The following is a 15,108-nucleotide window of genomic DNA, read 5'->3' on the forward strand; positions in this document are numbered from 1 at the left end:
TTCCGACATGGTTTTTTCGAAAAGACTCTTTTGTTTATTTCAGATTTTCCTTATTTTTACGGGATTTCTCTCAAACCTTTCCGCGCAAGTTCTCCTCACCAACCAAATTTTGGATCTCAGGTCAGAGACTTCTTTTGGGCAATCGGTTCATAAATGGAGTTTCAAACCCGGAGACTCACCTGTGATCACGGAAGCCGAGGAAGATGATTTATACTTAGATGAAGAGAACGGACAAACCAAGGCTATACGATTTGCCCATGCCCAACCAATTTTGGGAGAATCGGTAAGGAATGGTTGGATCTCCGGATTCCAAATCCAAACGGCTTGGGATAAGGTCAGAGATGGGGATGGTGAATTGTATTTCCCTGATTTCACACAATTTATGGAATCTTATCAAGGTTATGCTTGGTATAGAACGGAAATTCAAATTTCAGAGGAAGACATTCGTTCTAAATTCAAATCAAGAAATTTAACGGTTCGGTTGGGGCAAATCAGTCAAGCGGATGCTGTTTATTGGAACGGGAAATTCATTGGTGGGACTGGGCTCTCTTTGGATACAGAGATGGGAGCTGAGTTAGAAGATAAATTTCTCTATAGTGATAAAGTTCGATTTTATCGAATCCCTTTTGACCAATTAAAAATCAATGAACCCAATATTCTTGCTGTTCGTGTGTATGCAAAATATCCATTGAGTCCGGGATTGTCTCACGATAAATTTTATGTATCTTCGGTCAAGTATTCGGAACGTGCGGAATATTGGAACGATTTTAAGAAGATATTTGTTATCGTACTCACCCTGTTACTTGGAAGTTTTTATTTATACTGGCAGTTTTTGTTTCGAAACGAAGACGAAGCTACCATTTATTTTGCGTTAGGTTCTATTTTTATGGCATTAAATACTTTGTTTCAAAGCCAAATTATATATTCCGTAATTGGAGATGGATTTTGGATTAAAAAAATAGAGTATGTTGCTTGGATTGGACTTGTTCATTTACTTTTTAACTTCATTGTTCGGTTTGCTCATGTGAGACAAGGTTGGATCAAAATTACCAATCGGTATATAGACATTGCAGGGCTTTTGTCTATTATTGTGGTTCTATTTTCTCCAAATCTTTTGTTTCTTTCTAAATTCTTTTTTAACTGGAGTTTTGTTACTATTCTATTGGGTGGTGCCCTTTTTTATATTATCTTTCTCGGAAGAAAAATTCCTTCTATGGGAACGGTTTCTCTTGGATTTTTCGCCTTCGTAACCCTTATCTTAAATGATATCTTTGTGGAAATGCAATGGGAATGGTATCCAAGCCACACCTATTTAAAGGACTATGCATTCGCAGCTTTTTCTGTTTCTGTCGCACTTTCGATTGTAAAAAACATGATCGATTCGAGAAGACTTGTGGAAAAACAACGAGAAGAAAAAGACAGACTTTCTCGGTATTTTTCACCAGCTGTAATGGAAACCATTGTAGCCGATAATATCAAGTTAGGTGGTGAGGAAAAAAATATTGCTACTTTATTTTCTGATATTGTTGGATTTACAACATTTGCTGAACAAAATCCTCCCGGTGTTGTACTTCAAAGTTTAAACACTATCTTTGAATCCTTATCCGATTTGATTTTTCATTATTCCGCAACTTTGGATAAGTTCATTGGTGATGCCATTATGGCTTTTTGGGGAGCCCCAAAACAAACGGAATTGGACGCTTATCATGCAGTTGCTTGTGCTGTGGATATGCAGAAAAAAATGGAAGAGATCAACCGTGATTTGGGAGTCCCTCCTGGTACTTTTCGTTTGAGGATTGGTGTTAATTTCGGGGAAGCCATTGTTGGTAACATTGGTTCGGTGAAACGAATGGACTATACAGTGATTGGAGATGCAGTCAACACAGCCGCCCGTTTAGAAAGTCATGGAATTCCAGGAAAAGTAGCCGTTTCAGAGGCGGCTTTTCTTGCGGCGGGTGGAAGTGAATATATTGAATATGAAGATATCAAAGAACTGACTTTGAAAGGAAAAGCAGAACCGGTCAAAGTATATTTTGTAACAAAGGTAAAACCAAGACCTGGGATTTGATTTTAAAGGATTACTCTATGATTTGTTTATTTTGAATCAAAGGAAATATGGGAAAATTTAAATATATTGTTTATATAGTTTTTGGCTTATTTATTGGAATCTTTTTTGCGAAAACAAAAATAAATACACTTTCTTTTTCTCATTTTTTTGCAGGATTATTTTTTTTATATATTTCAATATATATACATGAATTTGGCCATCTCCTATTTGCGAAACTGACTCATCTCAAGGTAGATAGGATTGTCATAGGGAATGGTAAAAAAAGTATACTTAATTTTAGAGTTTTTCAGACGCCGATATCGGTTACTAATGCGATCGATGGAGGTTTTACATATTTAGACTATCATTCAATGAAAGACTTAACTAAGCTAAATTACGGATTGTATGTTTCCGGGGGAATTTTATTAAATTTTTTCTTCTTCTTTGTCTTTTTCGTTATCAATTTTTTCTATGAGAATCCATACATTAATAACTATATTCTGTTCTTTTACCTAATTAATTTATTTTTTGTGGTTCAGAATTTGCTTCCTGCAAACGTTCCTTGGGGTATCTTCAATATTGACAATGATGGAATGGCACTTTATAAATTGGTCTCAAAGGGGAATCAATTTATAAATGAAATAAAAGAAGATGCATATATCTTGCTGAATCTACCAAAAGTTAAGATTGCAGATGATCCGAACGAATATATTAAATTAATAAAACCTTTGTTAGATCAATATCCAGAAAATGTTTATTTGAATTTGCTAAAATCTTCGGCAAAAAGAATGCTTTTGGAATTTGAAACATCGTCAGAAATTGCGTATCGTGTATTGAATTTTAAAATTCCGAATAACTTTTATTTAAAGATGGCATATAACGAAATCGCATATAACTCTTTGTTTACGGAAGATACTAAAGGAGAAGAATATTCTCGGTTAGCCGTAGGGTTAAGCAAAAATGATCCCATTGCTTTATCGACACATGGATCTGTGTTGATCAAAAATGAAAAATTCGAAGAAGGGATTTCCGTACTCCAAAAATCCATCAAACTCATGAATCAATTGAGTCTCGGTGAAAGTTTAAATGTTGTTAGTTATATTTTTTTATGTTTTGCTTATCAAGAAAGGAGAGATTTACGTAACTTTGAAAAGTATAAAGATCTAATAAAATTTAATAAGAGCGAGATTAAAAATGAAACCTTATATATTTTCAATAAACTTTTTAAGGGCAATGAAAAAGGTTCAATTTTTGGTGAAACTTTTTTCGAATGATATCATACACCTAAAATTACTGTCAAGTTAGCATTGGTCATATTTTCAGCCACAGTTTCACATTCTTCCATACTACCTTGGAAACAAACTGCTTTTCCGTTTGTATGTGTTTCCATTGCAATTTTTTTTGCATCTTTTTTTGTTTTAAAACAAAGTTTCATCAAACAATCTTCAACGTAAGAAAATTCATGGATTGAGTCATTGAATAGAATGACAAAGTAAAAGTATACAGAGTCAAAATGGGTTTGTGTTTCTTCAAATGTGGAAGGTTGGTTCTGCTCTGTCATGGAAACAACGAGTCGGAGGTTCCGCTCAGTTCACCAATATACTCCAAATAGGATTTCATTTTAAACTTCTTTTTTGTCGAATCGGAAGACATAAATCGCACATTCCCAAATACATTTCGTTCCGGAAACCAAGGTCTATCAAACAACCCAAAACACCATAATATCCCTGTATAAGAATTGGGATTTCTTCCATCGTATGCATATTTATTATTTAGATGTTCCAAGATGGAAAAGGCTTCTTCGTAAGTGTTGGTCCATTCGATTACTTTTTTTCCCCATAACATTCGCATATAGTTATGCATTTTACCTGTTTTGACTAGTTCTGTTTGAGCCGCATTCCAAAGTTCATCGTGAGTATTTGCAGATTCAAATTCTTCTAAAGAATAAATATACTCTCTTGAGTCGGATTGGTGTTTTTTAAAGTTCGTTTTCACCCAATCAGGAAGGTTTTCTAAATTGATATGGTAGGGTTTGTCTTTCCAAAAGAAAAGATAACCAATGTCTCTCCACGTGATAAGTTCATCTAAGAAATGATTGGTGGAAGAAGATTCTGAATAAAAATGTTCACGGTCTCCTGGTTTTTGATGACTCAATCGTTCGGGATTCCATTTCCCTCCAGGCCCTGCGTTTAAAACGGATTGAAAAATTTCTTCGATTCCAATATGCCCGAAATGAAGATACGGTGAAAGGCCGCTTGTGGCAGTGGTTTCTGGTGAGTTTGGTTCGGAACGTCCTGTTTCATATTTTTGTAATTTTTTAGAGACAAATGATTTTAATACTTTCAGCGCTTCCGTCCGACCACCTTTCACCCCTTTGGCGGGAAGAACTAAATCCTTAAAATCCAAACCTTGTAGAAAAGAATTTAAGTCTTCGGGAAGGCCAAATCCTTTAGGAGGTTTTGTGTTATGATTGAGTCCCAGTAAATCTTCTTTTTTCCAAATGGATTTGGTTCTTTCCGGCATTCCCTTTAAAAATTCTTTATGAATCCAAATCCTAAGAATTCTTGCAGCACTCGCCGCCCTTTCAAATCGAGAGAGAGGAAGAATCGAATTACTATCTACAGCAAAGAGTGCACAGTTTATTTTTCCTGCGAGTTTGTTTGTTTGTTCGGGTATGATAAAACAAGGGAAGTCATCAGTAACAATGGCACTTGCATTTTTAGAAATTTCTTTTAAGATCCCTCGTGCAGGATTTGATTTTGATTCTACGAAAGACCAATAGTTAATTCCTAGTTCGTTTGCTCTTGTTTGGTTGTCGTACATTCCTTCTATAATAAAGCGGTGGATCCTTTCTGAATTCCAAGGGTAGTCAGATCGTAAACCCTCATACACTATCAGTTCTTTATTTTGTTTTTTTGCAAGAGACACGGCATAGGCAAATGCATGGTTGGAATCGAACCGGCGGTAAGCTTGCATCCAATATAGAATGTATTGCCCATTTGTTTGTATGGGCTTTTGGTTGCAGGGACGGATTCTTTCCTCGTTCATCCCTATTAGAGGGGAGATCACCTGATTCAGGCGGTTTTTTTCTCAGACAGGTTGGTGAAAGGATTAAGAGAATTGCCTATTTATTATACCATATGGCTTTTATTGAAGCATAGTGTTAAAACTTTGTGATTCTTCTTCTTGGTAATTCAACCCCGCTGATTCGGAAATGAATGCAAAATGGAGGGTTTCTAGGCATGAATTCATTTTTTTCATGCCCTTCTGGCAAAGAATTCAAATCGGGTACCAATCTTGCACTGTTACTAAGCAAATAACATGGAAAGGAAACATGGCAATATGAAACAGTATTTCAAATCAATCGCCTTCCTGCTCCTGGTTGTTCCGATGTTCCTTTTTGCAGATGATGCTGCAACCGTCGCGAACCCGGCGCAAGAAACCGCAAATGCAATCCAAACTTTAACCGTTGGTTTAGACACCTTATGGGTGCTAGTCGCTGGTATGTTGGTATTCTTTATGAATGCCGGTTTTGCTCTCGTTGAATCGGGTTTTGCTCAATCAAAGAACACCGTGAACATCCTCGCAAAAAACTTTATTGTTTTTGCAGCAGCAACTTTCTCCTACTGGGCAATCGGTTGGGGTTTGATGTTTGGTGACGGTTCTCCATTTTTAGCAACCGAAGGTCTTTTCTTTTTAGGTGGAGCCGATAACTCACCTGCAATTGGTGATGCATACCAAGGTGTGTATTCCTCTATGAATTGGACTGGTGTTCCACTTCTTGCAAAATTTTTCTTCCAATTGGTCTTTGCAGCAACAGCAGCTACCATCGTGTCTGGAGCTGTGGCAGAACGAATTAAATTTCATTCCTTCCTTATCTTCTCCTTTATTCTTGTCGCGTTTCTATATCCATTCACAGGTCACTGGGTTTGGGGTGGTGGATGGATTTCTGCACTTGGTTTCCATGACTTCGCAGGATCTACCGTAGTACACTCCGTAGGTGGTTGGGCCGCTCTTGCTGGTGCCATCGTACTTGGAGCAAGAAAGGGTAAATTTTTACCAGATGGTAGAATTAAACCAATCCTTGGTCACAACATGACTTCTGCAGCATTAGGAACTCTTATCCTTTGGCTCGGTTGGTTTGGGTTTAACCCTGGTTCTACTATGGGTGTAGGTGATGGAAGTGTTATGGCACATGTGATTGTGACTACAAACATTTCTGCTGCCCTTGGAGCTCTTGCTTCCACTGTAACTGCTTGGATCATTTTGAAAAAACCTGATCTTGGTATGATTCTTAACGGAACTCTCGCAGGTCTTGTTGGTATTACTGCACCATGTGCGATCGTTAGCCCAACATCTGCTGCCATCATTGGTGCTGTGTCAGGTGCTCTCGTTGTATTGTCTGTTCTTTTCTTTGACAAAATCAAAATTGATGACCCGGTAGGTGCAACTTCTGTTCACTTAGTATGTGGTATTTGGGGAACATTAGCAGTTGCCATTTTCGGTTACGAAGGTGCTCCGGCTGGAGTAGAAGTTCCTTCTATTTTAACTCAACTTTATGGAATCCTCGCAATCGGTGGTTTTACATTCACAGTATCTCTTGTATTGTGGTTTGTGTTGAAACTGGCTGGTGGAATCCGAGTGGGTGAAGAAGAAGAACTTAGTGGTTTGGATCTTGGGGAACATGGAGCAGAAGCTTACCCTGATTTCAATATCCGAGCTCGTGGTTAAGGGGAATAGGAGTATAACATTATGAAAATGATCATTGCAATCATCCAACCACATAAGTTGGAAGAAGTTAAAGCAGAATTGACTAAAAACGAAATCTATCGTCTCACAGTTTCTGACGTTCAAGGTTACGGACAACAAAAAGGTAAAACAGAAGTTTTTCGTGGACATGAATACACTGTTAACTTACTCAGAAAAGTTCGTTTAGAAATCGCAGTTAATGATGAATTCGTAAAACCAACTGTTGATGCCATTTTGAAAGCAGCAAAAAGTGGTGATGGAAAAATCGGAGACGGAAAGATTTTTATCTCTCCTTTAGAAGAAGTGATTCGAATCAGAACTGGCGAGAAAGGAAAAAGCGCCATTTAACATTTAACTTCCTTAATTCAAAGGAAAAATCGGAAAAACGTTGGGGGAGTGAAACACTGCCCCGCGTTTTTTACTTACCTATAGAACCTTCCATTATCATTCGTTCAAAACTTTCTGTAGGATCTATCTCTGAGAGTTTTTGATCCATTTTCAAAGAATAAGGTATAGGAATTTTTAAGATTCAATCGTTCCTATCGTTAAGTCCGTTGCGACCTGATTCCAGATGGATTCTAAATTTTGATCCCACTCGGAAGGAAGGTTTTCTCGGATCGCTGAGATTAAAATCGGGATTAGTTTCGGGAATTCTTTTTTGGAAATACCAATGCCTTCATAAATATCGGCTAACTTCGAAATTTCTTTTTTTAAAGAGACCGGATTTCCCAATTTTTCTATTACGGATTCGATGACTGTCAAAAACTCATCAGATGTGATTGTGAATCCTTTCTGAGAATTGGAACCGTCTGAGTTTTCTTGGATGAAACTTTTTAGTTTGTTTGTGTAGTCTTCAATCCAATGAGGATTATTTGCCAGAACCAAATCAAATGACTTTTGAATGTGTAGAATAGGATCTGAATTTTTAAATCCAAGGACAGAATATGCCGTCATTTTCTCTGATTTCCCACGTAGTCTTGTAACTACTTTTTTGTCTATCGCAAGCGAGTCCTTAAGTTGGTTATAAATTTCATCAGATACCAGAAACTGAGTGTTCGTTTTTTTATTCAAAGCCTCTAGGCGACTTGCCACATTTACTGTATCACCAAGGACTGTTTGACTTTTGTATTCCGAATGTCCAATGTCTCCGTAAATTACATTACCTGCATGAAGTCCTATACGAATGTCGAAACTAAAATTAAACCTGTCTTTCATTTCTAAATTGAATTTTTTCAATTGATCAAACATACGAAGGCAGGCTCGAATCGCGGAACGAATGGTCTCACTTTTTCTGATAACAAGACTTTCTTCTGTCGTTGTGCTTATTAGATCTTTGTTTTTGATTTGGAAAAATGCCAAAATCCCATCGCCAATAAATTTGTCGATTTCTCCACCGTTATTTAGAACCGGTTCACTCATCTCTTGAAAAAACCGATTCAAAACAAATACAACATCATAGGGTAAACTTGCTTCCGTAAAGGCAGTAAATCCTTTGATATCAAGGAACAGGATCACCGCATAACATTCTTCACCTGTTTTGGCAGATTTGGATTCGCTGGTTACGGTTTTTAAATCTTTATTGTCTTTGATGATTCGCCGAAGTGATACATCCCCAAACACCTCTGTTTGACAAGCAAGTCGAATTTCCGAAGGCCAACCCTTTCTATCGGCAAGAGTTTGTTCTCTTTCGTTGCGGTCACTGAGTTGGTTTAGGCCATCTGTGATAAAAACCCGACAAGTCGTACATTTGGCATTCCCTCCGCAAAGATGGTAAAGGGGAAAATCATGTTTTAGAGCAGTCTCCAAAATGGTCGCTCCAGGTTTCTCTGTTTTTAAGGGAAAAATTTCTTTATCTTCAAAGGTTACTATAAACATGGATCACCAATTCGTTTTATCTATTGAAATCATCTCGGGTAGAAAGGGAAGGGCAAGCCAGAAAACTTGTGAATTTTTGAAAAATATTAAATTTTGGGAAGAATCATTGGAAAAAACTAATTGCGTTAGTTAAATAAACTAATATAATTAGTTTTATGAAAACCATCTACCACAGTTTTTTTAAGATATTCCTAATTTTGTTTTCTAGTTTTCTCTATGCAGAAGGTTTGGAAAATGAACCCACATTGAAAACTTCCTATTTTCAAACAATGGGCGGTCGAATCGCTTATTCCCATTTAGGGACGGGCAAACGAAATCTAATTTTATTACCTGGGATTGGTGATCGAAAGGAAAGTTATTCGGAATTGGCTCAGCTTCTTGCAAAGGACAATTCAGTTTATAGTTTTGATTTGCGGGGGACCGGTGAGTCCGATGTTGGTTTTTCCTCTTATGGCCCAAAAGAAACAGCAGAAGATATTTTGGACTTCCTTCGAGAGAAGGATTTGCAGAATGTATATATCATTGGAAATTCTATGACGGCTGCTTCTGCAGTTTATATTCGCTCTAAAGAAAGAACTAGAGTTTTAGGACTCCTACTTTCCGGTCCCTTTGTTCGTGATAAAGAACCTTTGTCTTTCGGAATGAAATCATTGATCCATATCGTGTTCCGAGGTCCTTGGGGTGCGAGTGCTTGGGTTAGCTTTTACGAATCTTTATTTCCCGTAAATCCTCCTAAAGATATAAAAGAAAGATCAGAAAAATTAAAAATCAATTTAAAAGAAGAGGGTCGTATGGTTGCAGTTAGATCTATGCTCCTAGCACCCAAAAAGGAATGTGAAGCCGCTTTACCACTCGCATCAGGTAATGTTGTTGTGGTTATGGGTTCAAAAGATCCTGACTTTGATTCCCCTGAAGAAGAAGCTCGTTGGATTGCCAAAACTTTAAATGGATCTGTAAAAATGTATGAAGGTGTTGGTCACTATCCTTTTGTGGAAGAACCATCCCGATTCTATTCCGATGTACAGTTGTTATGGCAAAAAAAATAAAACACAAACCGGGCCGACCAAAAAAAGGCCAAACCCAGATCACAAGAGAATTTGTTTTGGATGCGGCTTGGGATTTAATTATGGAGGTGGGATTTGAGGAATTCCGATTGTCGGGTCTTGCTGAAAATTTGGGTATCCGCACTCCCTCTCTCTACAATCACATCCAAGACTTAGAGGATGTTCGCCGGGAAATAAAACGGAAATCCTTGCAGGTCTTAGGTGATAAGCTTTCTCTGAAATTAAAAAATGTGAACCAGGGTAATGAACGAATCCTTGATTTTTTAAATGCTTACAGAAGTTTTGCGAAGTCCCATCCTCATGTTTATCCCTTAACCATTGAGTCGGCCGAGTTCGATCCAGAACTAAAACCCTTGGGAGACAGGATTTTATCCATTTGTATGGAAGTCTTTAGGTTCCAGACTTTGGACGAAATAGCAGTCCACAGGATTCGGATTTTACGGTCTCTATTACATGGATTTATCGTCCTTGAGGCGGTGGGTGGGTTTGGTCGCAAAGAGTCAGTGGAGGAAAGTTTTAAGAAAATAACAGAATCATTGGAATCTGGCAGACTCTGGTAAAACTTTACTTTTCGGGAGAGTGTGCGTGCGAAAACCTGGGTAAAGAATTATGGCAGCACTTACAATCACACTACCAGATGGAAGTTCCAAAGAACTAGAGTCCGGTAAATCCTTTTCTGATTTCATCCAAGCCCAACTGCCTTTCTTGAAAGAGAAAGCTCTTGCCGTTGTTTTGTCCGATGGTCGCACCGTTGACCTTTCTTATATTCCTACGACGAACACCACGGTAAAGTTTCTCACTTTTGATGACATCGAAGGAAAAGAAGTTTTCCACCATTCTTCTGCTCACTTACTCGGTATGGCCGTACAAAGGTTATGGTCAGAGGCTCGCCTGACTGTCGGTCCCGTTATCGAAAATGGTCCTGGTTTTTTCTTTTATGATATCGACTTTGGAGATACTGTTCTTACGGTAGAAGACCTTCCTAAAATTGAAGCTGAGATGGCAAAAATTGTGAAGGAAGATCTCGTTGTCAAAAGGTGGGAACTTTCTAAAGCGGAAGCGATCGAAAAATTCAAAAAAGAAAATGAACCTTATAAAGTAGAACTCATCCAAGGATTCGATTCCGAATCGGTTTCGTTATACGGACAAGGTGAGTGGTATGATCTTTGTCGCGGACCACACGTGGTTCGGACCGGCCAACTCAAAGCCTTTAAACTGACTGCGATCTCGGGAGCTTACTGGAAAGGTGATTCCAAAAACAAACAACTCACTCGTATTTACGGAGTGTCATTCCCCACCAAAAAACAGTTAGATGAATATATCTTTCTCATCGAAGAGGCAAAAAAAAGAGATCATAGAAAACTCGGGAAGGAACTTGATCTTTTCAGTTTTCAAGATGAAGCTCCGGGTTTTCCTTTTTGGCATCCAAAAGGTACTGTTCTTTGGAACACACTAGCTTCGTACATTCGTGAGGAATGTTTTCGTCGTGGGTATCAAGAAATCAAAACTCCGGCCATCCTCAATTCCTCTCTTTGGAAAAAGTCAGGTCACTGGGATAATTTTAAAGAGAACATGTACTTCACTGATATCGATGAAAGTGAATTTGCAGTGAAACCTATGAACTGTCCTGGGTGTTGTTTGATTTATAAATACCATATGCACTCGTACAGGGAACTCCCTCTCCGGTTTATGGAACTTGGGAACGTACACAGGCATGAAATGTCAGGAGTTCTCCATGGACTTTTCCGTGTGCGCGCTTTTACACAAGATGATGCCCATATCTATGCTCCACTCGAAAAAGTGGAATCTGAAGTAGCGGATATCATCGATTTTACTTTTGATGTTTATAAAAAATTTGGATTTACCGAATTCAAAACTTTCATTGCGACAAGACCAGAGAAGTCTCAAGGTAGTGATGAAGATTGGAATCTCGCAACACAAGCGTTATATGATGCACTAAAAGAAAAGGGAATCGAATACGGAATCAAAGAAGGGGATGGAGCATTCTATGGCCCAAAAATTGAATTCAATATTAAGGATTCCCTTGGTAGGCTTTGGCAATGTGGTACGGTTCAAATTGATTTTTCTATGCCCAATCGTTTTGAACTCGACTTCACTGCCTCTGATGGAAAAAAACATGCACCTGTGATGATCCACAGAGCCATCTATGGATCCCTGGAAAGGTTCATTGGAATTCTCATCGAACACTTTGAAGGTAAGTTTCCACTCTGGCTCAATCCAATTCAAATCCGTGTCTTAACTGTGGCAGAAATCCACAGTGATTACGCAAAGGAAGTTTACCATGATTTGGTGATGCAGGGTTTTCGAGTCGAGTTGGATGTTCGTAACGAAAAGATTGGAAGTAAAATTAGGGATTCCATCCTAAAACGAAGCAGTTACACTTTGATTTTAGGGGATAAGGAAAAAGAAGCGGGTTCTATTTCTTTCCGACGTATGGGAGAAGAGAAAACGGAGACGGTTTCTCGAGATGGATTCCTTTCACTTCTGAAAGGTGATCTTTAAATAAAGAAATTTCTTGACTAACCTTTGGGGGGACTTACACTCCCTCCAGTGTCTCTAAACCTTCTCACCACCAAACAAGTCGACCCGGTTGCATACTATTTGGATCTTCCTATCCATCCGCCGTATGATGCCCGTGATGCGTTTGATGCCATCCCCATGCAGCTTCTTCCTTTTGCTGATGGACTCACGGTTGGTTGGAAGGTAAGCCCTATGCAGTTTGTGGATGGGCTTGGCCGTGACCTCAAATTTGATTGTCCTAATATTGTCATCACTGGGGGACAAAACCTAGGTGATTCACCTGTGGCTTTGTATGTTACCTCTGCTTTTTATGATGCCAAAAGTCGTCTCCTTGCTAGCCAAACTTGTGAACACATCATCCAACCTTGGGAGAGTTATGATGTCCCTGGGCTTTGGAGTCGGTTTCCTTTCCCGATCACAGAGATTGCCAGAGCCTCCGTCAATATCACTTCTTATGGTTGGGAAGACCCAAGACCCAAAGAAGCAGTAGTTCTTTCCAAACAAAAATCAAAATCAGAAACCAGATATGATTGGATGCGGGATGGGGGAGTGGTTGGATCTTATAGTTTTCAAAAATGGAATCCAGGTAAGGGAGATCTTCTTTTTGCCAGCGAATCCCTTACCAAACAAAACCGGGTCCGAATTCGATTGGAACGTAGACAAAGTGAAGGTTTGACTTATGTGGCCCTAGTCCAGTCCCAATCCCCAAAAACACAGACGAAAACCTTTGATCATTTGATCCAATATGCACTTTATACAGAAGACGGCAGGCTCTGCCACGGCGGTTCTTGTATGGGAATGGGAAATCATGGCGATTTGGTCTCTCTGGTTCCCATTTTACCGGAAATTTTAGATTCAGAGTCTCTTTACTTGGAACTTGTTGCTTGGGAAGGTCCTTCCGGTTCCCTCTGATCCACTTCCGTCCTAATTCCGAAAGAAATGTACTTGCTCGCCTGGATTTTCGTCCGAAATTGGAAATTGAAAGAAATTTCGGAGACTGAATGCAGAAACGGCCCAACCCTAGAGGGAACCCAAACCAAGATAAATTCGCCCACATCAGAATTAACGAACAAATTACCAATGTAGCATCGATCCGACTCGTCTCTGACGAAGGGTCTGACATCGTTACTCTGGATGAAGCTCTGAGAAGAGCTAAGGAAGCTAACCTTGATTTGGTGGAAGTCTCGGGAGACCAAGATGTTCACGTCTGTAAGCTGATCGATTTTGGAAAATACAAATTCGAACTTCTTAAAAAAACGAAAGAAGCGAAAAAGAAACAACACGTTGTCACGGTGAAAGAAATTAAAATCCGCCCGCGGATTGATAACCATGACTTCGAGATTAAGAAGCGTCATGCTTTAGAATTCTTACAAAAGGGTGATAAAGTAAAAGTGACTCTTCGATTCCGAGGCAGAGAGATGGTTCACTCTGAAATTGGAATGAATATTGTTAACCGGTTTGTCGAGGACCTAAAAGAGCATGCCTCTCCCGAAAAAATGCCGGTACACGACGGAAAGACGATAGTGGTCGTGATGAACCCAATTGGTGAAAAACCTAAAGGATAAAAACAACTATGTATAAACTAAAAACAAACAGGGCAGCAGCCAAACGTTTTAAGTTTACCAAGTCTGGTAAAATTAAACGCGGTTGTGCGTTCCGACGACATATCTTAGAGAAAAAATCTCCTAAGATGAAACACCAAAGCCGTGGAATGCACCTCATCCATGAAACCGATTACAACCGTGTAGAAAAACTTCTACCTTACGGAGGTTAAACGATGCCACGCGCAGTCAACGGAACCATTCATAAGAATCGTAGAAAAAAAGTTCTCGCTAAAGCAAAAGGTTTTAGAGGCGGACGTTCTAAACTTTTCAGAACAGCAAAATCGGCTGTAATGAAAGCGGGTCAATGGGCATACCGTGACCGTAGAAAGAAAAAGTCCGAATTCCGTAAACTTTGGATTACGAGAATCAATGCCGCTGTGAGAGAAAATGGAATGTCTTATTCTAAATTCATCCATGCACTCAAAACACACGGAATCAACTTAGACAGAAAAACTTTGGCTGACCTTGCTTACAACCACAAGGAAGTGTTCAACGCCATCGTAGAAAAAACGAAAGTCGCTAAGTAAATTAGTGCTTGATTGGAATAGAATGGCTCGGCTATTCTATTCCATCGGATTGTTATCATGTTAAAAATCGAAACCATTGAAGAGCTAGAAAGTAAAGTTGTTAAGGCTTTGGAACTCATCCAAGACCTAAGAACAGAAAACGCACGCCTGGAGACTGAAAACGAGACCCTCCGCGCGGAAAATGACCAAATGAAGCTCGCAATGGAGGAGAAAGAACGCGAATTAAAAACACTTCGCACTCAGCTCCAAGACGCAAACGATGAGTTAAACCAACTCCGCGAAAGAGAAGGACTTTTGGAATCCAAAGTCCATCAACTCCTCGGTCGTTTGGATGGACTTCCCACTACCGGAAGTTCCGCTCCGAAAACGCAAAGCCCCGATTCCTCTCCAGTAGAACCAATCGCGGCCGCTGGTGCTGCGGCAGTTGCCACTAGTTTGGCGGCGTCAGACGAAGATGATGAAATCATCCTTCTGGACGAAGACGAATCCGAGTTCCAAACAGAAGAAGTTTTGGAAAAACCGCCAGCATCTGCATCCTTTGAAAAAGAAGAAGTGGCTGTAGAATCAGAAGAAGAGGTTCCTACTGTGGAAATCGACGAAGATGACGACATCATTATCGACGATGACGACGAGGCGATCAGTGTCTTTGATGCTGACGACGACGATGATTTTTTAATTATCGAAGACGATCCTAAATAATT

15 protein-coding genes are annotated in these 15,108 nt (G+C 39.3%); 12 read left to right on the forward strand and 3 right to left on the reverse strand.

Annotated features, from left to right (window positions below; all coding sequences use genetic code 11):
• Window positions 1-7 precede the first annotated feature (7 nt).
• Entirely contained in the window at window positions 8-2,068 is a 2,061-nt protein-coding gene (locus EHQ49_RS08725) for an adenylate/guanylate cyclase domain-containing protein (RefSeq protein WP_135578758.1), read from the forward strand.
• Between the two features lie 47 nt (window positions 2,069-2,115).
• Window positions 2,116-3,321: a site-2 protease family protein gene (locus EHQ49_RS08730; protein WP_135578490.1), complete on the forward strand. Its 1,206-nt coding sequence runs from the start codon at window positions 2,116-2,118 to the stop codon at window positions 3,319-3,321.
• A 2-nt stretch (window positions 3,322-3,323) separates the two neighbouring features.
• Here EHQ49_RS08730 and EHQ49_RS08735 read toward each other — a convergent pair whose 3' ends face one another.
• Both EHQ49_RS08735 and EHQ49_RS08740 read right to left on the reverse strand, forming a co-directional pair.
• Window positions 3,324-3,608 carry an ATP-dependent Clp protease adaptor ClpS gene (locus tag EHQ49_RS08735; protein WP_135578492.1) on the reverse strand — a complete coding sequence of 95 codons (285 nt, stop codon included), beginning with the start codon at window positions 3,606-3,608 and terminating at the stop codon, window positions 3,324-3,326.
• Entirely contained in the window at window positions 3,605-5,095 is a 1,491-nt protein-coding gene (locus EHQ49_RS08740) for a deoxyribodipyrimidine photolyase (protein WP_208732190.1), read from the reverse strand. Before EHQ49_RS08740 ends, EHQ49_RS08735 begins: the two co-directional genes overlap by 4 nt.
• A gap of 294 nt (window positions 5,096-5,389) precedes the next feature.
• Here EHQ49_RS08740 and EHQ49_RS08745 point away from each other — a divergent pair, with 294 nt between their 5' ends.
• The gene (locus EHQ49_RS08745) at window positions 5,390-6,778 is read left to right on the forward strand and encodes an ammonium transporter (protein WP_135578494.1); all 1,389 of its coding nucleotides are present in this window, start codon (window positions 5,390-5,392) and stop codon (window positions 6,776-6,778) included.
• 21 nt (window positions 6,779-6,799) lie between these two features.
• The gene (locus EHQ49_RS08750; protein WP_004786287.1) at window positions 6,800-7,144 is read left to right on the forward strand and encodes a P-II family nitrogen regulator; all 345 of its coding nucleotides are present in this window, start codon (window positions 6,800-6,802) and stop codon (window positions 7,142-7,144) included.
• Between the two features lie 174 nt (window positions 7,145-7,318).
• On the opposite strand, the gene EHQ49_RS08755 is transcribed toward EHQ49_RS08750, so the two are convergent.
• Complete coding sequence (locus tag EHQ49_RS08755; RefSeq protein WP_135578496.1) at window positions 7,319-8,671, reverse strand: adenylate/guanylate cyclase domain-containing protein; 1,353 nt, start codon at window positions 8,669-8,671, stop codon at window positions 7,319-7,321.
• 155 nt (window positions 8,672-8,826) lie between these two features.
• Here EHQ49_RS08755 and EHQ49_RS08760 point away from each other — a divergent pair, with 155 nt between their 5' ends.
• From EHQ49_RS08760 to EHQ49_RS08795, 8 genes are all read left to right on the forward strand, one after another.
• Entirely contained in the window at window positions 8,827-9,717 is an 891-nt protein-coding gene (locus EHQ49_RS08760; protein WP_135578498.1) for an alpha/beta fold hydrolase, read from the forward strand.
• Window positions 9,702-10,295, forward strand: coding sequence for a TetR/AcrR family transcriptional regulator (locus EHQ49_RS08765; RefSeq protein WP_135578500.1), 594 nt, complete (start codon window positions 9,702-9,704; stop codon window positions 10,293-10,295). Before EHQ49_RS08760 ends, EHQ49_RS08765 begins: the two co-directional genes overlap by 16 nt.
• 49 nt (window positions 10,296-10,344) lie before the next feature.
• Window positions 10,345-12,258: a threonine--tRNA ligase gene (gene thrS, locus EHQ49_RS08770; RefSeq protein ID WP_135578502.1), complete on the forward strand. Its 1,914-nt coding sequence runs from the start codon at window positions 10,345-10,347 to the stop codon at window positions 12,256-12,258.
• Between the two features lie 48 nt (window positions 12,259-12,306).
• Entirely contained in the window at window positions 12,307-13,188 is an 882-nt protein-coding gene (locus tag EHQ49_RS08775; protein WP_135578504.1) for a hypothetical protein, read from the forward strand.
• A gap of 89 nt (window positions 13,189-13,277) precedes the next feature.
• The gene (gene infC / locus EHQ49_RS08780; RefSeq protein ID WP_012389351.1) at window positions 13,278-13,841 is read left to right on the forward strand and encodes a translation initiation factor IF-3; all 564 of its coding nucleotides are present in this window, start codon (window positions 13,278-13,280) and stop codon (window positions 13,839-13,841) included.
• 8 nt (window positions 13,842-13,849) lie between these two features.
• Window positions 13,850-14,050 (forward strand): 50S ribosomal protein L35, encoded by a 201-nt coding sequence (gene rpmI / locus EHQ49_RS08785; RefSeq protein WP_002988170.1) that lies wholly within the window; start codon window positions 13,850-13,852, stop codon window positions 14,048-14,050.
• 3 nt (window positions 14,051-14,053) lie between these two features.
• Window positions 14,054-14,407, forward strand: coding sequence for a 50S ribosomal protein L20 (gene rplT, locus EHQ49_RS08790; RefSeq protein ID WP_002975326.1), 354 nt, complete (start codon window positions 14,054-14,056; stop codon window positions 14,405-14,407).
• A 57-nt stretch (window positions 14,408-14,464) separates the two neighbouring features.
• Window positions 14,465-15,106: a hypothetical protein gene (locus EHQ49_RS08795; RefSeq protein WP_135578506.1), complete on the forward strand. Its 642-nt coding sequence runs from the start codon at window positions 14,465-14,467 to the stop codon at window positions 15,104-15,106.
• Window positions 15,107-15,108: the final 2 nt, after the last annotated feature.

Origin of the sequence: Leptospira perdikensis (assembly GCF_004769575.1) — a bacterium.
Lineage (GTDB): Bacteria > Spirochaetota > Leptospiria > Leptospirales > Leptospiraceae > Leptospira_A > Leptospira_A perdikensis.

Excerpts from the sequence above, each read along its gene's own strand:
- EHQ49_RS08765 (WP_135578500.1), top strand. The coding sequence starts at position 9,702 with ATGGCAAAAAAAATAAAACACAAACCGGGCCGACCAAAAAAAGGCCAA.
- EHQ49_RS08735 (WP_135578492.1), bottom strand. The coding sequence starts at position 3,608 with ATGACAGAGCAGAACCAACCTTCCACATTTGAAGAAACACAAACCCAT.
- EHQ49_RS08730 (WP_135578490.1), top strand. The coding sequence starts at position 2,116 with ATGGGAAAATTTAAATATATTGTTTATATAGTTTTTGGCTTATTTATT.
- EHQ49_RS08760 (WP_135578498.1), top strand. The coding sequence starts at position 8,827 with ATGAAAACCATCTACCACAGTTTTTTTAAGATATTCCTAATTTTGTTT.
- thrS (WP_135578502.1), top strand. The coding sequence starts at position 10,345 with ATGGCAGCACTTACAATCACACTACCAGATGGAAGTTCCAAAGAACTA.
- EHQ49_RS08740 (WP_208732190.1), bottom strand. The coding sequence starts at position 5,095 with ATGAACGAGGAAAGAATCCGTCCCTGCAACCAAAAGCCCATACAAACA.
- EHQ49_RS08755 (WP_135578496.1), bottom strand. The coding sequence starts at position 8,671 with ATGTTTATAGTAACCTTTGAAGATAAAGAAATTTTTCCCTTAAAAACA.
- EHQ49_RS08750 (WP_004786287.1), top strand. The coding sequence starts at position 6,800 with ATGAAAATGATCATTGCAATCATCCAACCACATAAGTTGGAAGAAGTT.
- rplT (WP_002975326.1), top strand. The coding sequence starts at position 14,054 with ATGCCACGCGCAGTCAACGGAACCATTCATAAGAATCGTAGAAAAAAA.
- EHQ49_RS08795 (WP_135578506.1), top strand. The coding sequence starts at position 14,465 with ATGTTAAAAATCGAAACCATTGAAGAGCTAGAAAGTAAAGTTGTTAAG.
- infC (WP_012389351.1), top strand. The coding sequence starts at position 13,278 with ATGCAGAAACGGCCCAACCCTAGAGGGAACCCAAACCAAGATAAATTC.
- EHQ49_RS08745 (WP_135578494.1), top strand. The coding sequence starts at position 5,390 with ATGAAACAGTATTTCAAATCAATCGCCTTCCTGCTCCTGGTTGTTCCG.
- rpmI (WP_002988170.1), top strand. The coding sequence starts at position 13,850 with ATGTATAAACTAAAAACAAACAGGGCAGCAGCCAAACGTTTTAAGTTT.
- EHQ49_RS08725 (WP_135578758.1), top strand. The coding sequence starts at position 8 with ATGGTTTTTTCGAAAAGACTCTTTTGTTTATTTCAGATTTTCCTTATT.